Here is a 23,974-nt window from a genome sequence, read left to right on the forward strand (position 1 = left end):
CGTGTGTCCCGTTCAGCCGAGCGCCTGGCTCACGATCGCGAACGCGCGCAGCGCCGGGTCGCGCGCGGGCGTCGTGCCGCGCGCCATCGTGACGACGGTATCGACGCGCGGCAGCCCGAGCCCGTCCAGCCAGTCGGACAGCCCGCTGTCGCTCGGCAGGTCGACCCGCACGAACATCCCTTCGTTCAGCGCGAGCCAGTGACTGATCAGCGCCTGCGCGCGCAGCGCATCCGGCGCGATCACCGGGCCGATCACGTGGCCCGGGCCGAAGCGGCGGAACAGCGCGAAGCCGAGCAGTTCGCCGTCGCGATCGAGCGCGATGCCGTTCGCGACGTCGAGCAGCGCGTCGGTGACCGCGCCGCGTTCGTAGCCGGCCGCGCGCGACGCGAGCGCGGCGAGGCGCGGCCCGTCGTTGGTGCCGAGCGGGCGCAGGCGCTCGCCGGGCGGCAGCGAGATCAGCGGCGGCCGGAACGCCGCGCCCTGATGCTGGTTGATCGTATCGATCGGCTCGAAGCCGAACGCCGCGTACAGCGGCTCGCGTCCCGGCATCGCATGCAGAAACACGGTGCGGGTGCCGAAGCCGTCGAGCGCGCGGGCGAGGAGCTCGCGCTCGATGCCGCCGCCCGCGCGCTCGGGCGACACGATCACCATGCCGAGCGCCGCGTGCGATTCGCCGAGGCGCCAGCCCAGCGCGGTTCCCACGACGCCGGTCTCGTCTTCGGCCACGATGCCGCCGCCGAGCTGGAGCACGAAGCGCCAGTCCTCGAGCCGGTGCGGCCACTTGACCGCCTCCGACAGCCGATGGGCGGCGGGCAGGTCGGTGTCGGCGAACGGGCGATAGGTGAGCGTGCGGGAAGGGTTGAGGTCGGACACGCCGGACTCCGGATGGGTGGAAATGACGCATTCACTCTGCCAGCGCGGGTGCGGCGCGGATAGGACGATTCGCCTGTTTTCCGCCGCTGACGGGCGCGCCCGCGAGATCGACGCAAACCCGTTCGATCGGCGCGGACGAACGCGTGGATCGTGCCGGCACGGCCGGTCAATCCCGCCACTCGTGCTGTGGGAACGCCTCTACGATTCATGCACGGCGGCGCTGCCGCCTGCCGGCGGGCCGCGCCGACAGGCGAGCCCGCAGCGGCAGCACGGCGGCCATCGGCCGGCCCTGCCGCGCCGCGCCCGCTCGCACCGCAGATCGTGCTGCATGCGGCGGGCAACTTGCGGCGATTGTGCGTTTTGAGCGGCGCCGAACGATGCGCGCACGACTTTTTGCCCTGATTCAATTTCGTTACACCCAGCCCATCCCCGGCCCTGCCGGGGCTTCACACCGACAGGACCTGACCATGATCCAGTTTGAACCGAAGTACATCACCTTCGACTGCTACGGCACGCTGACCCATTTCCGGATGGCCGAGACGGCGCGCGAAATCTATGCGGATCGGTTGTCGCCGGCCACGATGGAGGCCTTCGTGCGTGCGTTCGCCGCCTATCGGCTCGATGAGGTGCTGGGCGCGTGGAAGCCGTACCGTGACGTCGTCGTCAACTCGGTCCGTCGCACCTGCGCGCGGCTCGGCGTGAAGTTCGACGAAGCCGAGGCCGAGCTGTTCTATCACGCGGTGCCGACCTGGGGCCCGCACCCGGACGTGCCGGCCGGGCTGTCGCGGCTGGCGTCGAAGTACAAGCTGGTGATCCTGTCGAACGCGATGGACGACCAGATCATGAGCAACGTCGACAAGCTCGGCGCGCCGTTCCATGCGGTGTTCACCGCGCAGCAGGCGCAGTCGTACAAGCCGCGGATGCAGGGCTTCGAATACATGTTCGACAAGCTCGGCTGCAAGCCGGAGGACGTGCTGCACGTGTCGTCGAGCCTGCGCTACGACCTGATGACGGCCGAGGATCTCGGGATCAGGCACAAGGCGTTCGTGAACCGCGGCCACGAGCCCGGCACGCCGTTCTACAACTATTACGAAGTGTCGGATATCGGCCAGCTGGCGACGCAGCTTGGCCTGTAAGTCGCCTGCGCCGGCCGATTCATCGATCGGCGCGACGGGATGGGACTTGACCGCGATGCCGCCGGAGCCCGTCGCGTCCCGTCGCGTCCCGTCGCGTCCCGTCGCGTCCCGTCGCGTCCCGTCGCGTCCCGTCGCGTCCCGTCGCGTCCCGTCGCGCGTTCGATCAGCGTACGAAACGAGGGTAATTACCGATATCGAGTCGTTCAAGGCGGGGCCGCCCGGGCCGATATATGTACCGAACGGTTAATATTTCGAGGCCCCGCATGAAGTTGTCCACCAAACTGCTGATGCTCGTCGCCGCGGCGCTGCTCGGCGTCGTCCTGCTCGCCGCGTTGTCGCTGCACACGCTGCGCGACGCGCTGATCGACAGCCGCCGCGAGGAGATCGTCGTGCTGCTGACCAAGGCCGAGCATCTGGTCGATTCGTATCGCGCGATGCAGACCAGCGGCACGCTCACGCAGGAGCAGGCGCAGCAGCAGGCCAAGGCCGCGCTGGCGGCGCTCAACGCGAATTCGAAGAGCTACTTCTGGGTCACGACGTCCGACGGCGTCAACCTCGTCCACCCGAACGCGAAATTCATCGGCACGCGCGCGAAAGGCAACCGCACGACCAGCGGCCTGACCGACAGCGAGGCGTACCGCGCGGGCATGGTGCAATCGCATTTCGCGCTCGTCGACGTGCTGATCAAACGCAGCCCCGACGCGGACCTGGAGCCGAAGCTGCAGGGCGTGGTCGCGATTCCGGACTGGGACTGGTGGATTGGCACCGGATTCTTCTACGACGACATCAACGCGGCGTTTGCCCGGCTCGCGACGGTGCTGGGCGCGATCACGCTCGTCATCGCCGCGGCGCTCGCGGCCATCGCATGGGGCGTGCTGCGTAGTGTCAGGCGTACGCTGGGCGGCGAGCCCGCGCATGCGACGCAGATCGCCGCCCGCATTGCCGCCGGCGAACTGGACGTGCGGTTCGATACGGCGCACGCCGCGCCTGGCAGCCTGCTCGTCGCGCTGGGCGACATGAAGGCGCGGCTGACCGACACCATCGCCGAGATCCAGACCACGACCCACTCGATCGCCACCGGCACCGGCGAGATCGCGCAAGGCAACCTGGATCTGTCGCAGCGCACGGAGCAGCAGGCCGCGTCGCTGCAGGAAACGGCCGCGAGCATGGAGCAGATGACGTCCACGGTCAAACAGAACGCCGACAACGCGCGCCAGGCGAATGCGCTCGTGGGCCAGGCGAAGGAGGCGACCGAACTCGGCGGCGCCGCCGTGCAGGCGGTCGTCGAAACGATGCGGCAGATTTCGGACGGGTCGGTGCGGATCGCCGACATCACCGTCGTCATCGAAAGCATCGCGTTCCAGACCAACATTCTCGCGCTCAACGCCGCGGTGGAAGCCGCGCGGGCCGGCGAGGAGGGGCGCGGGTTCGCCGTCGTCGCGTCGGAAGTCCGCTCGCTCGCGCAACGCAGCGCCGCGGCCGCGAAGGACATCAAGGGATTAATCGACGCGTCGGTCGAGCGGGCCGGCAGCGGCAGCCGGCTCGTCGAGACGGCCGGCGCGCGCATGACGGAGATCGTCCGGTCGATCGACCGGGTGGCCGACATCATGGGCGAGATTTCGGCGGCATCGGCCGAGCAAAGCACCGGCATCGAACAGATCGGGCTGGCGGTCGCGCAAATGGACGAAGTCACCCAGCAGAACGCCGCACTCGTCGAGCAGGCGGCCGCGGCCGCGTCGTCGCTGGACGAGCAGGCGGCGCGCCTGCGGGCCGCCGTGTCGGTATTCCGCCTGGCTGCGTGACGGCTGCGCGTCGTCCGCCCGCGGCCGGCGCATCGTCCTGCCCTGCGGTGCGCCGCGCCGGCACACGCCCTGCGTGCGCGCCGACATGCCGGTGATGGACGCGTCGCCGCCTGGCGGCGCGGTTCCTGACGGCTGCACCGGCCCGGTTTCCGGGCAGTCCCGTCATCCTCCCGTCTTCCCCCAAAGCCGTTCCGATCGGGCGGCATTCTTCTGAACTTTCCTGCGCGACGTGCCGTCGCGATCCCCATCGCCGACGCCCGTGCGTGCGCCGATCTGCCGCGATGCACCGCTCGTTTCAGCCCTCGTGGGCAGGCGCGCACGCATTCGACACAAACGTGCGGTTTGCGTGAGCCAAACGCGCGCCGGATGCCGAACGGGCAATTTTGTCGGCGCAATCTGCGGCGGCGGCGGCCTTACGATTTCCTGCATCGACACGGGTTGGGCCGCCGCCGCGACACGCCGCCGGCACACGGCCACACGTGCGCGCACGCAGCAAATCATGCTGCGCAGGCCACCCAAAACGGTCGATTCGTATCGTGCAGGCCGCCCGAATCGCGACAAACCGCATTTTGGCGATGCTTAAATGAATTGCATGACGACGTCGCGACCGCCACCAGCACGCGGGCGCGGCGGGATTCGAGAACACGCTGGACCCAAGACCCCACTTTCCACAGTCAGGAGCAGTTCGGATGAGCGACGATATCGACAATGGCGGCAAGGGCGGCTTCACGCGCCGCGACATGATGAAGGTCATGGCGGCGAGCGGCATGATGGCCGCCGGCGCCGGCGGACTGCTGATGACCCCCGGCGCCGCGTTCGCCGCGCCCGCGCCGAAGCGCGGCGGCAAGATCCGGGTCGCGAACGAAGCCGGCTCGACGGCCGATACGCTCGATCCGGCCAAGGGCTCGACGGGCGCGGACTATACCCGCTTCTTCATGTTCTACAGCGGCCTCACGCAGCTCGATGCGAGCCTCACGCCGCAGATGAACCTCGCCGAATCGCTGCAGACGACCGATGCGAAGACCTGGATCATCAAGCTGCGCAAGGGCGTCACGTTCCACGACGGCAAGCCGGTGGGCCCGGCCGACGTGGTGTTTTCGCTGATGCGCCACAAGAACCCGGCCACCGCGTCGAAGGTCAAGACGCTTGCCGAACAGTTCACGGATGCGAAGGCGAGCGGCCCCGACGAAGTCACGTTGACGCTCGCCAGCGCGAACGCCGATCTGCCGGTGATCCTCGCGACGCCGCAGCTCGTGATCGTCAAGGACGGCACGACCGACTTCTCGACCGGCATCGGCTGCGGCCCGTACAAGCTGAAGTCGTTCAAGCCGGGCGTGTCGACCGTCGGCGTGCGCAACGACAGCTACTTCAAGCCGGGCAAGCCGTATCTCGACGAGATCGAGCTGATCGGCATCAGCGACAGCGCCGCGCGCCTGAACGCGCTGCTGTCGGGCGACGTGCACCTGATCAACGCGATCGACCCGCGCTCGACGCAGCGGGTCTCGTCGACGCCGGGCTATGCGCTGAAGGAAACCAAGTCGGGCCTCTATACCGACCTGATCATGCGCAGCGACAACCCGATCGTCTCGAGTCCCGATTTCGTCGAAGGGATGAAGTACCTGTTCGATCGCGAGCAGCTCCGCACCGCGGTGTTCCGCGGCTACTCGGTGATCGGCAACGACCAGCCGATTCCGCCGGGGCACCGCTACTTCAACGCGTCGCTGCCGCAGCGGGCGCACGATCCGGACAAGGCGAAATTCCTGCTGCAGAAGGCCGGTGCGCTGGGCGCCACGCTGCCGCCGATCTATGCGACGTCCGACGCGAACGGGTCGATCGAAATGGCCGTGCTGTTGCAGCAGGCGGGCCAGAAGATCGGGCTGAACCTGCAGGTCAACCGCGCGTCGCCCGACGGCTACTGGTCGAACCACTGGATGAAGCACCCGCTCACCTTTGGCAACATCAACCCGCGCTCGAGCGCCGACGTGCTGTTCACGCAGTTCTTCAAGTCGGATGCGCCGTGGAACGAGTCGGGCTGGAAGAACGCGAAGTTCGACCAGCTGCTGCTCGCCGCGCGTTCGGAAACCGACGACGCGAAGCGCAAGCAGATGTACGGCGACATGCAGGTGATCGTGGCGCAGCAGGGGCGGGTCGGCATTCCGGCGTTCATCAGCTTCCTCGACGGCTACGACAAGCGGCTCGCGGGCCTGGGCTCGATCCCCACCGGGCCGATGATGGGCTTCACGTTCGCCGAGAACGTGTGGTGGAACGCATGACGTTGTGGCTGGCCGCCGTCGCGCGGCCGGTGCGGGCCACCGCGCCGGCCACGCGCGGGCTTTTCAGGAGTGCTTCTCCATGAACCGAATTCTCATCGGGCTGATCGGCCGGCGCATCGCGGTTACCGCGCTGACGCTGCTGATCGTGTCCGCGATCATCTTCACGATCACGAACCTGCTGCCGGGCGACGCCGCGCAGGCCGCGCTCGGCCAGTCGGCGACGCCGGAGACGGTCGCCGCGCTGCGCCAGCAGTTCGGTCTCGACATGCCGGCGCACGTGCGTTACGTGCACTGGCTCACCGGCCTGTTGCACGGCGATTTCGGCCGGTCGCTGTCCGGCGACATGCCGGTGTCGGAGTTGATCGGCGGGCGCCTGCCGAAGTCGCTCACGCTGGCGGCGATCACGACCGCCGTGTCGGTGCCGATCGCGCTGCTGCTCGGGATCCTCGCGGCCGTCAAGCGCGAGTCGGTGATCGACCGCGTGATCAGCCTCGGCACGCTGTCGCTCGTCGCGACGCCGGAATTCCTGATCGCGACGGTCGCCGTGCTCGTGTTCGCGGTGAAGCTGCGCTGGCTGTCCGCGCTGTCGTACAGCGGCCCGATCGAAAGCCTGCACGATTTCCTGCGCGCGTATGCGATGCCGGTGCTGACGCTGTGCGCGGTCGTGATCGCGCAGATGGCCCGCATGACGCGCGCCGCGGTGATCGAGCAGCTGAGCGCGTCGTATGTCGAGATGGCCACGTTGAAGGGCGCGAGCCCCGCACGCGTCGTGCTGCGCCATGCGCTGCCGAACGCGATCGGCCCGATCGCCAATGCGATCGCGCTGAGCCTGTCGTATCTGCTCGGCGGCGTGATCGTCGTCGAGACGATCTTCAACTATCCGGGCCTCGCGAGCCTGATGGTCGACGCCGTCAGCAACCGCGATTTCCCGTTGGTCCAGGCGTGCACGCTGATCTTCTGCGTCGCGTACCTGACGCTCGTGCTGTTCGCCGACCTGTGCTCGATCGTGTCGAACCCGCGATTGCGCACCTGAGTGTTTCGTCTTCCTTCCGAGATGCCGCCCATGCAACCGATCGAACCCGTACAACGCAGCAGCGCGCTGCCGCCCTCCGGCGACCCGCCCGTGGGGCGGGGCAGCGTGCCGCCTGCCGCGCCTGCGCCCGACCAGCCGCGCAAGCGCCGCGCCGTGCGCATCGCCTTGACCGCCGGCGGCCGCGTCGGCCTGTCGATGGCCGGCCTGATGCTGTTCGTCGCGGTGTTCGCGCCGCTGATCGCGCCGCATGACGTCGGCACGATCGTCACGCCGGACGTGTTCGCGCCGTTCAGCGCGAAGCTGCCGTTCGGCTCCGACTTCCTCGGCCGCGACATGCTGAGCCGGATCCTGTACGGCACGCGGCTGACCGTGCTGCTCGCGCTCGCCGCGGTGCTGCTCGCCGCGGTGACCGGCACGACGCTCGGGCTGCTCGCGACCGTGTCGGGCCGCGCGGTGGACGAGACGATGAGCCGGCTGCTGGACGCGCTCACGTCGATTCCGTCGAAGATGTTCGCGCTGATGTTCGTCGCCGCGTTCGGCTCGTCGCTGCCGCTGCTGGTGCTCACCGCCGCGGTCAGCTACATGCCGGGCTCGTACCGGATCGCGCGTGCGCTGGCGGTCAACATCAGCACGCTCGAATTCGTGCAGGTGGCGAAGGCGCGCGGGGAAAGCGCGCTGTACATCGCGTGCGTCGAGATGCTGCCGAACATGATCCATCCGATGCTGGCCGACACCGGGCTGCGCTTCACGTTCGTCGTGCTGCTGCTGAGCGGCCTGAGCTTTCTCGGGCTCGGCGTGCAGCCGCCGTATGCGGACCTCGGCTCGCTCGTGCGCGAGAACATCGCGAGCCTCGGCGACGGCTCGGCCGTCGCGATCATGCCCGCGGTCGCGATCGCGATCCTGACGGTGGGCGTCAACCTGTTGATCGACGGTTTGCCGCATCGCGGCCGCCGCAAGGGCGCGGCCGGCGCCGCCGGAGGACACTGATGCGACACGAATCGAACCCGCTCGTCGAGGTGCGCGGGCTGCGCGTGGTCGGCGGCCGGCCGGGCGGCGAGGAAACGACGATCGTCCACGGCGTCGACTTCGAGATCGGGCGCGGCGAGGTGCTCGCACTGATCGGCGAATCGGGCTCCGGCAAGACGACGATCGCGCTGTCGCTGATGGGCCATGCGCGCGCCGGATGCCGGATCGCCGGCGGCTCGGTGAAGCTCGACGGCACCGACGTGTGCACGCTTTCCGCGGAGGCGCTGACCGCGCTGCGCGGCCGCAAGGTCGCGTATATCGCGCAGAGCGCGGCCGCCGCGTTCAACCCGTCGCGCACGATTCTTGACCAGGTGATCGAGAGTGCGCTGATCCACAAGACGCTGACGAAGCGCGACGCGCAGGCGAAGGCGGTCGAGCTGTTTCGCGCGCTCGCGCTGCCGGAGCCGGAGACGATCGGCAAGCGCTATCCGCACCAGGTGTCGGGCGGGCAGTTGCAGCGGCTGATGGCCGCGATGGCGCTGATCACCGATCCCGAGCTGGTGATCCTCGACGAGCCGACCACCGCGCTCGACGTGACCACGCAGATCGACGTGCTGCAGGCGTTCAAGAACGTGATCCGGCGCTACGGAATGAGTGCGGTGTACGTGTCGCACGACCTGGCCGTGGTCGCGCAGATGGCCGACCGGATCGTCGTGCTGAGCGACGGCGTGATCCGCGAGGCGGGCGACACCGAACAGATCCTGCATGCGCCGACGCACCCGTACACGCAGAGCCTGATCGCGGCGGTCACGCCGAACGACGCCGAACGCGACGCGCAGGCACAAGCACAGGAGCCGGCCGCGCCGGCGCCGCTGCTCGAGGTGCGCGGCGCGATCGCGGGCTACGGCGGCCGTACCGCGAAAGGCTGGCCCGCGAAGGTGATCCTGCATGAAGTCGACCTGCGCATCGGGCGCGGGCAGACGGTCGGCGTGATCGGCGAATCGGGTTCCGGCAAGACGACGCTCGCGAAGGTGATCGCGGGCCTCGTGCCGGCGACCGGCGGCGCGATCCTGCTCGACGGCGAGCCGCTCGCGCGCGATATCGTCAAACGGACGAAGGAGCAGCACCGCCGCGTGCAGATCGTGTTCCAGAACGCCGATACCGCGCTCAATCCGGTGCATACCGTCGAGCGCACGCTCGCGAGGCCGCTTGCGTTCTATCACGGGATCAAGGGCGCGCGTGCACGCCAGCGCGTCGCGGAGCTGCTCGAACTCGTGCGGTTGCCGCCGGCGGTCGCCTCGCGGCGTACCGGCGAGCTGTCGGGCGGGCAGAAGCAGCGCGTGAACCTCGCGCGCGCGCTCGCGGCCGAGCCCGACCTGATCCTGTGTGACGAGGTCACGTCGGCGCTCGACACCGTGGTCGGCGCCGCGATCATCGAGCTGCTGCGCGACCTGCAGGCGAAGCTCGGCGTGTCGTACGTGTTCATCACGCACGACATCGCGAAGGTGCGCGCGATCAGCGACGACATCGTCGTGCTGTATGCGGGCCGCCGCGTGGAGACGGGCAGCCGCGACGCGCTGTGCGCGCCGCCTTATCACCCGTATTCGCACCTGCTGGTGTCGTCCGCGCCGGAGCTGCGCGCGGGCTGGCTCGACGATGCGACCGAGCGTTGCCATCGGCCGCTGGTGCCGATCGGCGAGCGCGAGAACGAGGCCGAGCTGTGTCCGTTCCTGTCGCGCTGCGCGATGCGCGTGGACGGCGTGTGCAACCGGACGGCCCCGTCGCTGCGCACGCTCGGCAATGGCGCGCAGGTGCTGTGCCATCGCAGCGAGGAGGATCTCGCGCGCTTCCAGGCGGAGCCGGTGGAGGCCGGCGGAGCGACGGTGCAGCCGGTACGGCTGTGATGCGCGCCGTCGTTCGTGCATCGTGCCTGCCCGCGCCGGCAATCGACGTTGCGCATAGTGTGCTGCGGCAGGCGCGCAAAACGGCAAATGACGCGTGTGGCGCGCGCGAATACGCGGCAACTGCGCTTTTTGATGGTGATTCAATGATTCTCATTGGACGGTCGCCGATCGTCGTCGCCGGAATGCTCGAGATAATTCGATGAAACTGGAATCGTACTGGCTGGATACCCGTCCCGCGTTTCGCGCCGGCAGCGAAGGGCCGGTCGAAGGGCGCGCGGAGGTGGTCGTGATCGGCGGCGGTTTCACCGGCTTGTCGGCGGCGCTCGCGCTCGCGCAGCGCGGCGTGTCGGTGGTCGTGCTCGAAGCCGCGCAGGTCGCCGGCGAAGCATCGGGCCGCAACGGCGGCCAGTGCAATACCGGTGTCGCGCAGGACTATGCGTCGCTGGCCGCGCGCATCGGCGTCGAGCAGGCGAAAGCGTTCTATCGTGCTTACGCAAGCGCGGTGAAGAGCGTCGAGACGATCGTCACCGAACAGGCGATCGACTGCGATTTCCGGCGCGCGGGCAAGCTCAAGCTCGCCGCGAAGCCGCAGCATTTCGCGGGACTCGAAAAGACCTTCAACGCGTTGCGGCGCGACGTCGATCCGGACATCGAACTGATCGAGCCGTCACGCATCCGCGACGAAATCTGCTCCGACGGTTTTCACGGCGGCCTCCTGCAGCGCAACGGCGCGCAGATGCACATGGGCAAGTTCGGCGTCGGCCTCGCGCAAGCGGCCGTGCGTGCCGGCGCACGCGTGTACGAGCAAGCGGCCGTTACACAGCTCGACAGGCTGGACGGCGAGCGCCACCGGATCACCAGCGCCCGCGGCACGATCGTCGCCGATCGCGTGCTGGTCGCGACCGGCGCATCGCAGCACGGGCCGTTCGCGTGGTTCCGGCGACGCATCGCGCCGGTCGGCAGCTTCATCGTCGTGACCGAGCCGCTGCCCGACGCGCAGTTGAACCGGCTGTTTCCGCATCGACGCGCCTACGTGACGTCGCGCCAGATCGGCAACTACTTCCGCGTGACGCCCGACAACCGACTGCTGTTCGGCGGCCGTGCGCGCTTCGCGATGTCGAGCCCGCGCTCCGACGCGAAGAGCGGCGACGTCCTGCGTGCGGGCATGGCCGGCTATTTCCCGGAACTGGCGAACGTGCGGCTCGACTACTGCTGGGGCGGCCTCGTCGACATCACCGCCGACCGGCTGCCGCGCGCGGGCCAGCACGACGGCCTCTATTACTCGATGGGCTACAGCGGCCACGGCGTGCAGATGTCGGTGCACATGGGCCGCGTGATGGCCGACGTGCTGTATGGCGCGGCCGCGTCGAACCCGTGGCGCGAGCTCGAATGGCCGGCGATACCGGGCCATTTCGGGCACGCGTGGTTCTTGCCGCTCGTCGGCGCGTATTACCGGATGCAGGATTTCCTGCATTGAAGCGAGCGCCGGGAGAATTCGATATGACAGTGCAATTCATTGGCTCGGTTGGCTCGCCGCGTGGCGCGCAGCCCGTGTCGCCCGCGATCGGCGACGTGCTGCGCACGATCGATGCATCGTTCGCGCAGCCGCTGAACCTCGATACGCTCGCGGCGGTGGCCGGGCTGAGCGTGTCGCGTTTCACCGCGCGTTTTCGCAGCGAAACCGGGCTGTCGCCGCACCGGTATCTGTGTCTGGTGCGGATACGGCGGGCGCAGGACCTGTTGCGCGCCGGTCTCGCGCCGTCGGTCGTCGCGACCGATGTCGGCTTCTTCGATCAGAGCCATCTGTGCCGGCATTTCCGGCGCGTGCTCGGGATCACGCCGCGCGATTACGTGGTCGCGCGAACGGGCGGCGCGCCGGTGCGACCGCCATCGACGCGCCTGCGCGCCGAACGCCGCGAAGCGTCGTGTCACGCGGCGTAAGCGCACGCATGGACGACATGCCCCGCTGAGGATGTCCGGCACAAGCGCCGGCGAACGACGATTTCCGATATCGCGTGACCGCTTTCGAGCGAATCCGTCACGCACTGCACAGGAGCAGAAATGACCGCAGTTTTCGTGTTGCACCGGGCCGACGGCACACCGTCTTCCACCGCATTCCGCAAGCAGGCGTTCGGCGCGAGCGATCCGTTCGCGTCGCATCGCGAGATGGCGTGGGAAGGCCCCGACGCGATGGCCGCGGGGCGGATCGTTTTCGTCGGCGAACTGGACGTGGCGAGCTTTCCGCACATCGAAACCCTGGCCGTCATCCAGGGCGAGCTGACGCTCGAAGCGGCCGGGGCCGCGCCGCTGGTGGTCGGCCCGGGGCAAGGCGCCGTCATCGGCGCCGGCACCGCACTGCGCATCGTCGCGCAATCGCCGGTGCTGCTGACGTTCTGCGCGGCAGCGTGCGCGCAACCGACGAAACGCGGTGTCTTCGAGCTGCGCGCCGACGCCGACTTCAAGCCGTCCGCCACGCTGCCGGCCGAGGCGCTGCTCGGCCCCGCGCCGCAATGCCGCAGCGACAACGTGTTCACCGACGACGGCGCCGGGTACTGCGCGGGCACATGGGATTCGACGCCGTATCACCGGATCGTCCGGCCGCATCGCGCGAACGAGTTCATGTTCCTGCTGGACGGCGGCGTCCGGTTCGCGGCGCCCGACGGCAGCGTGCAGTCGCTCGGTGCCGGCGACGCGCTGTTCGTGCCGCGCGGCGCGTCGATCGGGTGGGAAAGCAGCGAACGCGTGGCGAAGTTCTACGTGATGCAGAACGTCAAACCTTCCACCGAACGAGACTGAGCATGTCCCCTCCGCTGCGCCATATCGAAACCTTGTCCACACCGCCGGCCGCGGCCGACGTCGTCGTGATCGGCGGCGGCATCATCGGCGTCTTCACCGCCTACTATCTGGCCCGCCGCGGCATATCGGTCGCGCTCGTCGAGAAGGGGCGCATCGGCGCCGAACAGTCGAGCCGCAACTGGGGCTGGTGCCGCCAGCAGAACCGCGATGCGCGCGAGTTGCCGATGGCGAGCAAGAGCATCGACCTGTGGGAACGCTTCGCGGCCGAATCCGGCGAAGATACCGGCTTTCATCGCTGCGGGCTGCTGTATCTCAGCAATGACGAGGCCGAGCTGTCCCGCTGGGCGAGCTGGGGCGAATTCGCGAAGACGGCAGGCGTGACCACCTACATGCTCGACAGCAAGCAGGCCGCCGAGCGCGGACGGGCAACCGGGCGGCAGTGGAAGGGCGGCGTGTTCTCGCCGACCGACGGCACGGCCGATCCGGGCAAGGCCGCGCCGGCCGTGGCCGCCGCGCTGATGAAGCTGGGCGGCAGCGTCCATCAGCACTGCGCGGCGCGCGGCATCGAACTCGAGGGCGGCCGGGTTGCCGGTGTCGTCACGGAGGCCGGCGTCATCAAGACGCGCACGGTCGTGATGGCCGGCGGCGCCTGGGCGTCGTCATTCTGCCGCCAGCTCGGCATCCGGTTTCCGCAGGCGTCGATCCGTCAGTCGATCCTGAGCGTGTCGCCCGTCGACACGCCGCTGCCCGATGCGATGTACACGTCCGGCGTGTCCATCACGCGCCGCAGCGATGGACGCTACGCATTGGCGATCAGCGGCCGCGCGCGGGTGGACCTGACACCGCAGTTCCTGCGCTTCGCGCCGCAATTCGTGCCGATGTTCGCGAAGCGCTGGCGCAACCTGCTTCCGGGCGGTCTCGAAGGTGTGCGCGGCGGCCATGAAACGCTGAAGCACTGGCGCCTCGACGCGCCGACGCCGATGGAGGCCGTGCGCATTCTGGATCCGAAGCCCGACATGCCGACCGTCACTGAAACGTACCGCCGCGCGGCCGAACTGTTGCCCGAGCTGCGCGAAGCGAAGATCACGCACGCGTGGGCCGGGTTCGTCGACAGCACGCCTGACGGCGTGCCGGGCATCGGCGAAGTGCCGGGCGTGCCGGGGCTGATCCTCGCGGCGGGTTTTTCGGGGCACGGCTTCGGGATCGGGCCGGGCGCCGGGCACCTGATCGCCGATCTGGCGTCCGGTGCGCAACCGTTCGTGGACCCGGCGCCCTACCGGCCCGGCCGGTTCAGCGAGTCCGCGTGGGGCAAGGTCGCGGATTTCTGATGCAACGCCGTCACGTGGATGAGAGGCCGCCTGTATCCGACGCCCATCGAGCCGGACCGCCCGCGAGCGACCGGAGCGGTGCGGTGAGCGTTCGCCGGCCCGGCAGTGCGATGCGACAGCTTGGGAGTGCCTGATGCGTTTCAGTTCGTACTGGCTCGATACGTCGGAGCCATTCGTGAGCCACTCGCCCGAGTTTCCCGACGGCGGTTGCGACGTCGTGGTGGTCGGCGGCGGGATCACGGGATCGGCCGCCGCGCTGGCGCTAGCCAGGAAGGGCGCGCGCGTGATCGTCTGCGAGGCGGGCACCGTCGGTCAGGCGGCATCGGGACGCAACGGCGGCATGTGCAACAACGGCTTCGCGCAGGATTACGCGTCGTTGTCGCAGCGCATCGGCACGGAACTGGCGAACCGGCTCTATCTCGCGTTCGACGCGGGCGTCGACACGGTTGAGCGGCTCGTCAAGGAAGAGTCGATCGATTGCAATTTCGCCCGCACCGGCAAGCTGAAGCTCGCGGCGAAGCCCGAGCATTACGACAAGCTCGCGCGCAGCCACGCATTGCTCGCGGCGAGCGTGGACCCCGACACGCGCCTCGTGACGAAGGCCGAACTGCGCGACGAGATCGGCTCGGATCGTTATCACGGCGGGCTGCTGTTCGGCAAGAGTGCGGGGATGCATGTCGGCCGTTATGTGCGCGGCCTGGCGCGCGCCGCCCAGGCGCGCGGCGCGCACATCGTCGAGCAGGCGCCGGTGCTCGGTCTTAAGCGGCAAGCGGGCGGCGCGTACGCGGTGCAAACACCGCTCGGCGAGATCCGTGCGCGTCAGGTGCTGCTCGCAAGCGGCATTTCGCACGTCGGGCCGTTCGGCTGGATTCGCCGCAGGGTCGTGCCGGTGGGCGCCTTCATCATCGTCACCGAGCCGTTGCCGCGCGAGCTGCTCGATCGCTTGCTGCCGACGCGCCGGATGGCCACCGACACGAAGAACTTCGTCAACTTCTTCCGTACGACGCCCGACGGCCGTCTGCTGTTCGGCGGGCGCGCGCGGTTCGCCACGTCGAACCCGCGCTCGGACGAAAAGAGCGGGGCGATCCTGCGGGATCAACTGGCCGCCGTGTTTCCCGAGCTGGCCCGCGTGCGCATCGACTATTGCTGGGGCGGGATGGTCGACATGACGGCCAACCGGCTGCCGCGCGCGGGCGAGCGCGACGGCGTTTACTACTCGATGGGCTATAGCGGCCACGGCACGCACATGGCCACGCTGATGGGCACGTTGATGGCGGAAATCATGGACGGACGCGCCGACCTCAATCCGTGGCAAGGCTTCGACTGGCCGGCCATTCCCGGGCACTTCGGCAAACCGTGGTTCCTGCCGTTCGTCGGCGCCTGGTATCGACTCAAGGACACGTTGCAATGAATTCACCAGTTGTTCACCTGATGCAAGCCGGCAGGCTCGATCGTTTCTTCATCGACGGCGACTGGGTGTTGCCCGACGGCAGTGACCGGTTCGCGGTCGTCAGCCCGTCCACCGAAGACACGCTGGGCGAGATCCCGCTCGGCAGCGCACGCGACGCCGACCGCGCGGTGCAGGCCGCGCGCCGCGCGTTCGAGCGCTGGTCCGCGACTTCACCGCGGGAACGCGCCGCGTTGCTCGACCGTGTGCATGCGCTGATGCTGGAGCGTGCCGAACTGTTCGCCACGGCGCTCGCGCTGGAAATGGGCGCGCCGATCGGCTATGCCCGCGGCGCGCACGTCCCGCTCGCGGCCGAACATATCCGCGTCGCACGCGACAACCTGGCGAACTACGCGTTCGTCAGGCAACGCGGCACGACCGCGGTCGTGCGCGAGCCGATCGGCGTATGCGCGCTGATCACGCCGTGGAACTGGCCGATCTACCAGATCACCGCGAAGGTCGGGCCGGCGCTCGCGGCCGGCTGTACGGTGGTGCTGAAGCCGAGCGAGCTGTCGCCGCTCAGCGCGCTGCTGTTCGCGGAAGTGATCGCCGATGCGGGCGTGCCTGCCGGCGTATTCAATCTCGTGAGCGGCAGCGGCGACACGGTGGGCGCCGCGCTGTCGTCGCACCCGGACGTCGACATGGTGTCGATCACCGGATCGACGCGTGCCGGCGTGCTGGTCGCGCAGGCGGCGGCGCCGACCGTCAAGCGGGTCGCGCAGGAGCTGGGCGGCAAATCGCCGAACGTCGTGTTGCCGGATGCGGACCTGTCGCGCGCGATCGCGCCGGGCGTGGCCGCCGCGTTCCGCAACATGGGGCAGTCGTGCAGCGCGCCGACCCGCATGATCGTGCCGCGCGCCGTGCTCGGCGCGGTCGAGGAGCTGGCTGCGGCAGCAGCGCGCACGCTGGTCGTCGGTGATCCGTTCGCCGAGGCCACGACGCATGGGCCGCTTGCCAACCGCGCGCAGTTCGGGCGGGTCGCGCAGATGATCGACGCGGGCATCGACGAACGCGCGAAGCTGATCGCCGGCGGCCCCGGCCGGCCCACGGGGCTCGAGCGCGGCTTTTACGCGCGGCCGACGATTTTCTCCGACGTGCGCACCGACATGACGATCGCGCAGCAGGAGATCTTCGGCCCGGTGCTCGCGATCCTGCCTTACGACACCGTGGAAGAAGCGATCGCGATCGCGAACGACACGGTCTACGGGCTCGGCGCGCACGTGCAGGGCACCGACAAGGCGCAGGTCCGCGCGGTGGCTGCCCGCATCCGGGCGGGGCAAGTGCATCTGAACTACCCGGCATGGGACCCTCAGGCGCCGTTCGGCGGATACAAGCAGTCGGGCAACGGCCGCGAGTACGGGATCGAAGGGATGGAGGAGTATATGGAGATCAAGTCGATCGTCGGCTTTTACGACTGACCCGGCCGCCGCGCGCGATCGCGCCGGCAGTACAGTTGGAAGCCCGCTACTTTCCGAAGGTGCCGAAATTGGAATTGAATAACCCCGTCATTCCCGACCCGTTGCTGCAAGCGCATCACGCGCACTGGGCGAAGCTGCGCCGCGACCTGCATGCGCATCCCGAGTTGCGATTCGAGGAACACCGGACGGCCGATGTCGTCGCGAGCGAGCTCGAAGCGCTCGGCTATGCGGTATCGCGCGGGCTGGGCGGCACGGGCGTCGTCGCGAGCCTGCCCGGCGCGGATCCGCGCCGCGGCATCGTGCTGCGCGCCGATCTGGACGCGTTGCCGATCCACGAAGCCAACGACTTCGCGCATGCGTCGTGCACGCACGGGATCATGCACGCGTGCGGCCATGACGGCCACACGGTGATGCTGCTCGGCGCCGCACGCGTGCTGAAGGAACTGCCGCAGTTGCCCGGCAGCGTCCATTTCGTGTTTCAGCCGGGCGAAGAGGGCGGCGCGGGCGCGCGCAGGATGATCGACGACGGGCTGTTCGACCAGTTCCCGACGGAGGCGGTATTCGGCATGCACAACTGGCCCGGGCTGCCGGCCGGCCATTTTGGGTTGCGCACCGGGCCGATCATGGCGGCCGGCTCGCGCTTCAGGATCACGGTGACGGGCAAGGGCGCGCACGCGGCGCAGCCGCACCTGGGCATCGATCCGGTGCCGCTAGCATGCTCGATGGTGCTGCAATGTCAGACCATCGCCGCGCGGCACAAGGATCCGGTGGATCCTGCAGTCATCTCCGTCTGCATGTTCCATGCGGGCACCACGGACAACGTGATTCCGGACACCGCCGAGCTGCGCGGCACGATCCGCACGCTGTCGTCGGCGTTGCAGCAGAAGCTGCAGCGCGACGTGCGGCTCGCGTGCGAGGCGCTGGCGAGTGCCTATGGCGCGCAGGTCGACGTGGAGTTTTTCCAGTATTACCCGGCGACGGTCAACACGCCGGCCGAGACGGCGCTGTGCGAAGCGGTGATTCGCGACACGTTCGGCGACGCGCGCGTCGACCGCGACGTGCCGCCGAACATGACGTCCGAGGACTTCGGCTTCATGCTGGAGGAGCGGCCGGGCGCTTACGTGCTGATCGGCAACGCGCAGGACGGCGCGAGCGCACCGGCGCTGCACCACCCGAAATACGACTTCAACGACGAGATCATTCCGGCTGGCGTCCGCTATTGGGTCGCGTTGGCGCAGCATTACTTCACGCGATCTCGATGATGCGCGAAGCCGGCATTGAAGTCGGGCCGTGGCGCGCGACGACACTTTTATAAGAATGGCTTGATGAAACAGGAAAACGATATGAAGGATTCCGACACGATGCCGGCGCTTCGCTACCGGCGCTTCACTGCCGCGGACGTCCCCGCGGCCCATGCGCTTACCGTCGCGCTTCGCTGGCCGTTCAGGGCGGAAGACTGGCAGTTTTCCGCGGACACGTCGACCGCTTTCGCGGCCGAGGAAAACGGCGTGGTGATCGGCACGGCGATGTGCTGGAAGTACGGTGCCGATCGCGGCGCAATCGGGCATGTGATCGTGTCCGACGCGCATCAGGGGCGAGGCATCGGCCGCAAGCTGATGGAGCGGCTCATCGACGAGCTGGGGCCGCGCGTCACGTTCCTGCATGCGACGCCGGCCGGTCGGCCGCTGTACGAGAAGCTCGGCTTCAACGTGTGCGGCTCGCTGGGCCAGTATCAGGGGAACGTGGTGCGGCCGGCCGACGTGGTCCTGCCCGAAGGCGTGCAGCTGCGCGCCGGAACGCCGGCCGACTGGCCGCGCCTCGTCGAGCTGGACGCGCGCGCGTCCGGCCTCCAGCGCGATGAGTTGATGTCGGCGCTGTTCCAGCGCGGTGAAAGCGTCGTGCTCGAACGCGATGGCGAGGTGGTCGGATTCTCGGTGCTGCGGCGCTTCGGGCGCGGCGACGTGATCGGCCCGGTGGCCGCGCCGCGCGCAAGCGACGACGCGTATGCGAAGGCGCTCGTCAGTCATTGGCTGACGCAACGGGAAGGCGAATTCGTCCGCATCGACGTGCCGGACGGGACCCGTCTGCCGGACTGGCTGGCCGAACAGGGTTTGGCGCGGGTCGATACGTGTTCGAAGATGGTGCGCAACGCGCCCGCCGCGGCGCACGAAGGGCCGGCCGACCCGGCCTGCGGACAGTACGCGCTCGTCAGCCAGGCGATGTTGTAGCCCGCGGCGACGCCCGCGGGATTGCCTCGCGCGCCCGGCCCGGCGTTGCCGGGACCAGGCGGCGATCGTTTTACTTCACCGGGGTGAGAACCGGCGCGCCCTTGTTCTTGAGCAGCATCACGACGAATTTCGCCGGCTTCGTGCTGCTGGCGTTTCGTCCGACCGTGTGCACGTCGTCCGGTCCTTCGTGGTACGTGTCGCCGGCATGGAGCGTGACCGTTTTCCCGCCGTTCAGGCCCATCACGATGCTGCCGTCGAGCACGTAGACGAAGGCGTGAGCATCGTGGCGATGCACGGGATCGACGGCGCCGGGCGGATAGTCCACGACGATCATTTCCACTTCCTTGCCCGGATACTCGGGCAACGGCTCCGTGGTCAGTTGCGTCACCGTGGCGTGCGGGGCGGCGGCGGCCGGCTGAACGGGGGCCAGGAGCGACAGCGCGAGCGGTGCAAGCGCGAGCATGAGGCGTTTCATGTCGTTACTCCAGGTTGGCCTTGTCGAGCCCGAACATCTTGTCGAACGAGCCGGGCACGACGCGGAAGGCGACGTTCAGCCGGTTCCAGCAGTTGATGGCGCCCACGAGGAAGGTGAGATCCGACAGTTCCTTCTCGGAATAGTGGCCCCGCACGCGTTCGTAGAGCTCGTCGGGCACGCCGTGCGACGGGATCTGCGTCAGCGCTTCGGTCCAGGCGAGCGCGGCGCGCTCGCGCGGCGAGAACAGCGTCGACTCGCGCCAGATCGCGACGTGATGCAGGCGCAGTTCGCGCTCGCCGTGGATCTTTGCCATCTTGGTGTGCATGTCGACGCAGAACGCGCAGCCGTTGAGCTGCGACGCGCGAATCTCGACGAGCTCGCGGATCGGCGTCTCGATCGTCGTCTTCTGAAACAGCCCGTCGAGTTCGACGAGCTTCTTGGTCAGCTCCGGCGATTGCTGGAAGTAGTTGATACGTTGCGTCATGATCGGTTCTCCTGAAATGTGGAATCGCGACTGCCGGCCCTGCATGTGGCGCCCCACGCACGGCCTGCCTGACAGCATCGTAATCGCGGGCCTCGCGGGCCAGTAGTGCCCGGCAGGTGCGCATTCTGTTGCCGCTTCGGCACCAATCCATGTCAGGGGCGCGGTCGATCTCAACCGCGGCGGGAACGCGCACGGTTCGCTACAGCGCGATGATCGTGTCGCCGCACGGCGCGCCCGCGTGTTCCCCGAGCATCGCCCTGAGATCGCGTTCGATCGTGCCGCACAGCGTCGAAATGGGCACGTCGTTCGCGCCGCCCTCGAACGGGTTCTCGGTGCTCTCGCCGACCTGGTCGAGCGAGGTGTACATCCACGACACCGCGACACTGCACGGCACCACCAGCCAGACCATGTAGCCGTGCATGAAACCGCTCACGCCGTCGTTCAGCCGGTTGAACTCGTTCAGCAGACCGAACGGCAACGACAGGCAGAAGAATCGGACGAACAGCGAGCTGACGGTCGCGTACTGGCGCGGATACGGGAAATTCTTGAAACGCTCCGCGCGCGACTGGAGGTCGGTGAAATCCCCGATCGTCTTGTGCAGGTCCATGTAGAAGCTCGTATCGAGGCGGCCGGCCGTGTGCAGCATCGCGAGCGTGCGGCGTTGCAGGCTCAGCACGAACGTCGCGATGGAGGCGGACGCGCACGCCTGTGCCGCTTCGGACGGCGACAGGTACGCCGGGAGCAGTTCCCGGATGTCCTGTTCCCACTCCGGCACGTGATAGAACCGGCGGTACTCCGCGTTGTAGCGCTTGTTCGTGCTTTCCCAGACGCGCGGGCGGCGCAAGTCGTAGCGCAGCGCGGTGAGCCACGCAAGGTGGCGATGGACGAGGGTTCGCGCGATCTCTTCGTCGCCGACGAAGTCCTGCACGACCTGCCCCCAGCGACGGCTTTTGCTCAGGATGCCGATCCAGATGTCCAGCGCGTCCGCGGCGCGGTTGTACGTCTGGACATTCTTGAAGCCGACGATGAACGACGTCGCGGTGCCGAGCAGTGCCACGATCGTCAGCGGGATCGACAGCCATCTGACCGAAAAGAACGTGTACAGGACGACCGGGACGGTCCCGAAAGCGAGGAGCTCGTAAACTTTCCAGCGCGTCCAGATCAGGAATTCCGCCAGCTTGTAGGATTTTCCGAGATGCATGTCTTTGGCCTCATCGAGGACTCGGCGTGTCGCGAAACGCGCAGCGGGGCGGCCACGCACGAGGCGACGGCGGCGAAGGTCGCCGCCGCCGCACGACGCACGTCAGGTCAGTCGACGACGGTCACGAGATTGACGGCGCCTTGCCTGGCCATCTTGGCGTACGGGCACAGGCGCTCCGCGGCGCGCACCCGCTCTTCGGCGATGCTGCGCTCGACGCCGGGCATCCGGACGCGAACCTCGAAGATCAACGCATGACCGCCGTCCATCGGATCACGGCCGAACGCAACCCGCACCTCCACGACGGTCTCGACCGGCGCCGTGCCGGCGCGTTGTTCGAGCAGGTTCAGCGCGCCGTGAAAGCACGCGGCGTAGCCGGCGGCGAGCAGCTGTTCGGGATTGGTGCCGCCGCCCGGGCCGCCGAGTTCGGCGGGCAGGCGCAGCTCGAGGGCAAGGCTGCCGTCGTCGGAGCGGACGACGCCCGACGCGCGGCCGTGTCCCGTCTCGCCGCCGGTCACGGTGACGCTCGTCGTATAGAGCGGCTGAAACGCGTGGCCCCGATACCGGTCGAGGAGGGAAAGCGGGGGGGCCTGGAGCTTCTTGTCGTCCATGATGCGTGCTCGAGTTCAGCGCCGCTTCGATTCCCGGTCAGTCGTGTGTCGAAGCGTGGGGCGAACGGGGCGGCGCGGCCCCGGGCAGATAGCGTCGCCAGGCACGCGTGGCGCGAACGATCGCACGAGCGTTGCGGCGATCTTCCGGTGCGGCGCGATCCCTGGCGGGTCTCCGGGAAAAGACGCCTCCATGCTAGAGGAGCACGATCGGCGGCGGTATGGCCGTCCCGGGCGATTCAATGTTTCCCTTCGGGCACCAATCGGGATCGTGACGCGACGCCCGGCCGTTGCGCGCCGCGCGTCAGCGGTCCAGGCAAGCGCGCAGCGTTCGCGCGTGACGTTGCGCTTCGTCCGCGTCGACGATGTTCGCGAACCCGATGACGAGGCCGCGCGGCGTTTGCCGCGTGTGGCTGTTCGTATACCAGATCGACAGCGGCAGGACCGCCAGGCCGGCGACGCGCGCGCGGGCAGCGACGGCGACGTCGTCGACCGGTCCGTCGGGCCCGTCGGTGAACTGCACCGCGAACTGGATGCCGCCCGCCGGCAATTCGACGATCAGCCGCTCGCCGAACGCCTGCCGCAGCGCGTGCACGATCAGCATGCGGCGTTCGCCGTACAGCGCGCGCATCCGCTTCAGGTGCCGCGCGAAGTGCCCCTGCTCGATGAAGTCGGCGAGGGCCGCCTGCAGGAGGGGCGGCGATCCGGCATTCATGCTGCATGCGACGCGCTCGACGCGCTCCACCGCGCGCTCGGGCACGACCGCGTAGGCGAGCCGCAAGCCGGGATACATCGCCTTGCTGAAGGTGCTGCAATAGATCACGTGATCGCGTCGGTCAAGGCTCTTCAGCGCCGGCAGCGGACGGCCGAGATAACGAAACTCGCTGTCGTAGTCGTCCTCGACGATCCACCCCGACGTCCTGGCGGCCCAGTCCAGCAGCGCGATGCGGCGGGACAGCGACAGCGTATGCCCGAGCGGGCTCTGATGCGACGGCGTCACCAGCGCGAAGCGGGCTTGCGGGTCCAGTTGCATGCCGCGCGCGACGTCGATCCCTTCGTCGTCCACCGGCACGGGGACGAGCTGCACGCCGGTCTCGGACAGGAAGCCGCGGGCGAGCAGATAGCCGGGATCCTCGAACCACACGCGGTCGTTCGCCCGTGCGAGGCTGCGCAGCATGAGTTCCAGCGTGGCGCGGTAGCCACCGGTGACGAAGACCTGGTCCGGCACGCAGGTCACGCCGCGCGACAGCGTCAGATAGGTGGCGATGTGTTCGCGCAGCGGCCGGTAGCCGGCCGGATTCGGATAGCCGAGCAGCGCGCGTTCGCCGCTGCGCGCGCGCAGCGACACGAGCCGGTGCCAGACCTTGCGCGGAAACGCATCGAGCGCCGGGAGCCCGGGTTGCAGCGGGCTCGGCTCGCCGCTCAGCGCGACGGCGATCGGCTGCGGGCGCCGCGGCGGCTGGAGGTCGGCGGGCGGGATCGACGGGGCTGACTGGGCCAAAGGGGTCGAAGGGGCCGGCGTCGACGCCCGCGGCGGGGCCGCCGGTTCGCCGGGCCGGTTCGGCGGGGTACCGGTGCGCGGCGGCGACGCCCGGGTCAGCGAGATCGGCAAGGACGGCGAGACGAACGTGCCTGCCGCACCGCGCATCTGCAGATAGCCCTCGTCGACCAGGATCGTGTAGGCCTGTTCGACGGTGCCGCGCGCCGTGTTCAGTTGCGTCGCCAGGCCGCGCAGCGCGGGTACGCGGTCGCCGGGGCGCAGGTGGCCGGCGGCGATCGCGGCCCGGAACCGCTCGCAAATCTGCAGATAGAGCGGCAACTGGTGCTGCCGGTCGATTTCGATGGTCAACGCAAGGGTGGGCTCAGACATCACGGCCTCTCGGGTAACGCACGCAGGGACAGGATCGGATCCAGCTTGGACTAGTCCGATCGCCGATTCTTGGCACTGATGGATAGGACATGATTCTTCCACAATTGCGTCACGCGTTGCGACGGACATGGCCGT

Annotated in this window: 20 protein-coding genes; 14 read left to right on the plus strand and 6 right to left on the minus strand. The window is 68.6% G+C overall.

The genetic code is table 11. The features are described 5' to 3' along the window. Positions 1–12: 12 nt before the first annotated feature. Positions 13–873, minus strand: a complete 861-nt coding sequence (locus CFB39_RS36620; protein ID WP_089476694.1) for a GNAT family N-acetyltransferase — start codon at positions 871–873, stop codon at positions 13–15. A gap of 467 nt (positions 874–1,340) precedes the next feature. Between CFB39_RS36620 and CFB39_RS36625 the strand changes: the two genes are divergently transcribed. From CFB39_RS36625 to CFB39_RS36695, 14 genes are all read left to right on the plus strand, one after another. Further along, on the plus strand, positions 1,341–2,009 hold the full coding sequence (locus CFB39_RS36625; protein ID WP_089476695.1) for a haloacid dehalogenase type II: 669 nt from the start codon (positions 1,341–1,343) through the stop codon (positions 2,007–2,009). A 263-nt stretch (positions 2,010–2,272) separates the two neighbouring features. Continuing rightward, positions 2,273–3,811, plus strand: a complete 1,539-nt coding sequence (locus tag CFB39_RS36630; RefSeq protein WP_089476696.1) for a methyl-accepting chemotaxis protein — start codon at positions 2,273–2,275, stop codon at positions 3,809–3,811. Positions 3,812–4,500: 689 nt separating this feature from the next. Next, the gene (locus CFB39_RS36640) at positions 4,501–6,084 is read left to right on the plus strand and encodes an ABC transporter substrate-binding protein (protein ID WP_089476698.1); all 1,584 of its coding nucleotides are present in this window, start codon (positions 4,501–4,503) and stop codon (positions 6,082–6,084) included. 79 nt (positions 6,085–6,163) lie between these two features. Further along, the gene (locus tag CFB39_RS36645; RefSeq protein WP_069250081.1) at positions 6,164–7,117 is read left to right on the plus strand and encodes an ABC transporter permease; all 954 of its coding nucleotides are present in this window, start codon (positions 6,164–6,166) and stop codon (positions 7,115–7,117) included. A gap of 30 nt (positions 7,118–7,147) precedes the next feature. Then, entirely contained in the window at positions 7,148–8,104 is a 957-nt protein-coding gene (locus tag CFB39_RS36650) for an ABC transporter permease (RefSeq protein ID WP_089429374.1), read from the plus strand. Next, positions 8,104–9,987: an ABC transporter ATP-binding protein gene (locus CFB39_RS36655; protein ID WP_089476699.1), complete on the plus strand. Its 1,884-nt coding sequence runs from the start codon at positions 8,104–8,106 to the stop codon at positions 9,985–9,987. The genes CFB39_RS36650 and CFB39_RS36655 overlap by 1 nt, the downstream gene beginning before the upstream one ends. Positions 9,988–10,186: 199 nt before the next feature. Continuing rightward, positions 10,187–11,464: an FAD-binding oxidoreductase gene (locus CFB39_RS36660; protein WP_089476700.1), complete on the plus strand. Its 1,278-nt coding sequence runs from the start codon at positions 10,187–10,189 to the stop codon at positions 11,462–11,464. A 23-nt stretch (positions 11,465–11,487) separates the two neighbouring features. Beyond that, a complete protein-coding gene (locus CFB39_RS36665) occupies positions 11,488–11,928 on the plus strand; it encodes a helix-turn-helix domain-containing protein (protein WP_089476701.1) in 441 nt (146 codons plus the stop codon). Between the two features lie 120 nt (positions 11,929–12,048). Then, a complete protein-coding gene (locus CFB39_RS36670) occupies positions 12,049–12,783 on the plus strand; it encodes a cupin domain-containing protein (RefSeq protein ID WP_089476702.1) in 735 nt (244 codons plus the stop codon). Positions 12,784–12,785: 2 nt separating this feature from the next. Beyond that, positions 12,786–14,111: an FAD-binding oxidoreductase gene (locus CFB39_RS36675; RefSeq protein WP_089476703.1), complete on the plus strand. Its 1,326-nt coding sequence runs from the start codon at positions 12,786–12,788 to the stop codon at positions 14,109–14,111. A 133-nt stretch (positions 14,112–14,244) separates the two neighbouring features. Continuing rightward, positions 14,245–15,522 carry an FAD-binding oxidoreductase gene (locus CFB39_RS36680; protein ID WP_089476704.1) on the plus strand — a complete coding sequence of 426 codons (1,278 nt, stop codon included), beginning with the start codon at positions 14,245–14,247 and terminating at the stop codon, positions 15,520–15,522. After that, the gene (locus CFB39_RS36685; RefSeq protein WP_089476705.1) at positions 15,519–16,976 is read left to right on the plus strand and encodes an aldehyde dehydrogenase family protein; all 1,458 of its coding nucleotides are present in this window, start codon (positions 15,519–15,521) and stop codon (positions 16,974–16,976) included. The genes CFB39_RS36680 and CFB39_RS36685 overlap by 4 nt, the downstream gene beginning before the upstream one ends. 74 nt (positions 16,977–17,050) lie before the next feature. Then, positions 17,051–18,238 (plus strand): M20 aminoacylase family protein, encoded by a 1,188-nt coding sequence (locus CFB39_RS36690; RefSeq protein WP_089476821.1) that lies wholly within the window; start codon positions 17,051–17,053, stop codon positions 18,236–18,238. Between the two features lie 81 nt (positions 18,239–18,319). After that, positions 18,320–19,204: a GNAT family N-acetyltransferase gene (locus CFB39_RS36695; RefSeq protein WP_256991543.1), complete on the plus strand. Its 885-nt coding sequence runs from the start codon at positions 18,320–18,322 to the stop codon at positions 19,202–19,204. 70 nt (positions 19,205–19,274) lie between these two features. On the opposite strand, the gene CFB39_RS36700 is transcribed toward CFB39_RS36695, so the two are convergent. From CFB39_RS36700 to CFB39_RS36720, 5 genes are all read right to left on the minus strand, one after another. Next, a complete protein-coding gene (locus CFB39_RS36700) occupies positions 19,275–19,679 on the minus strand; it encodes a cupin domain-containing protein (RefSeq protein WP_089429382.1) in 405 nt (134 codons plus the stop codon). Between the two features lie 4 nt (positions 19,680–19,683). Continuing rightward, positions 19,684–20,163 (minus strand): carboxymuconolactone decarboxylase family protein, encoded by a 480-nt coding sequence (locus CFB39_RS36705; RefSeq protein ID WP_046546535.1) that lies wholly within the window; start codon positions 20,161–20,163, stop codon positions 19,684–19,686. Positions 20,164–20,362: 199 nt separating this feature from the next. After that, complete coding sequence (locus CFB39_RS36710) at positions 20,363–21,364, minus strand: bestrophin family protein (RefSeq protein WP_089476707.1); 1,002 nt, start codon at positions 21,362–21,364, stop codon at positions 20,363–20,365. Between the two features lie 107 nt (positions 21,365–21,471). Next, complete coding sequence (locus CFB39_RS36715) at positions 21,472–21,972, minus strand: Ohr family peroxiredoxin (RefSeq protein WP_089476708.1); 501 nt, start codon at positions 21,970–21,972, stop codon at positions 21,472–21,474. 301 nt (positions 21,973–22,273) lie between these two features. After that, on the minus strand, positions 22,274–23,839 hold the full coding sequence (locus CFB39_RS36720; RefSeq protein ID WP_089476709.1) for a PLP-dependent aminotransferase family protein: 1,566 nt from the start codon (positions 23,837–23,839) through the stop codon (positions 22,274–22,276). Between the last annotated feature and the right edge of the window lie 135 nt (positions 23,840–23,974).

The sequence above is a fragment of the Burkholderia sp. AU6039 genome, from assembly GCF_002223365.1.
In the GTDB taxonomy this organism is placed as follows: Bacteria; Pseudomonadota; Gammaproteobacteria; order Burkholderiales; family Burkholderiaceae; genus Burkholderia.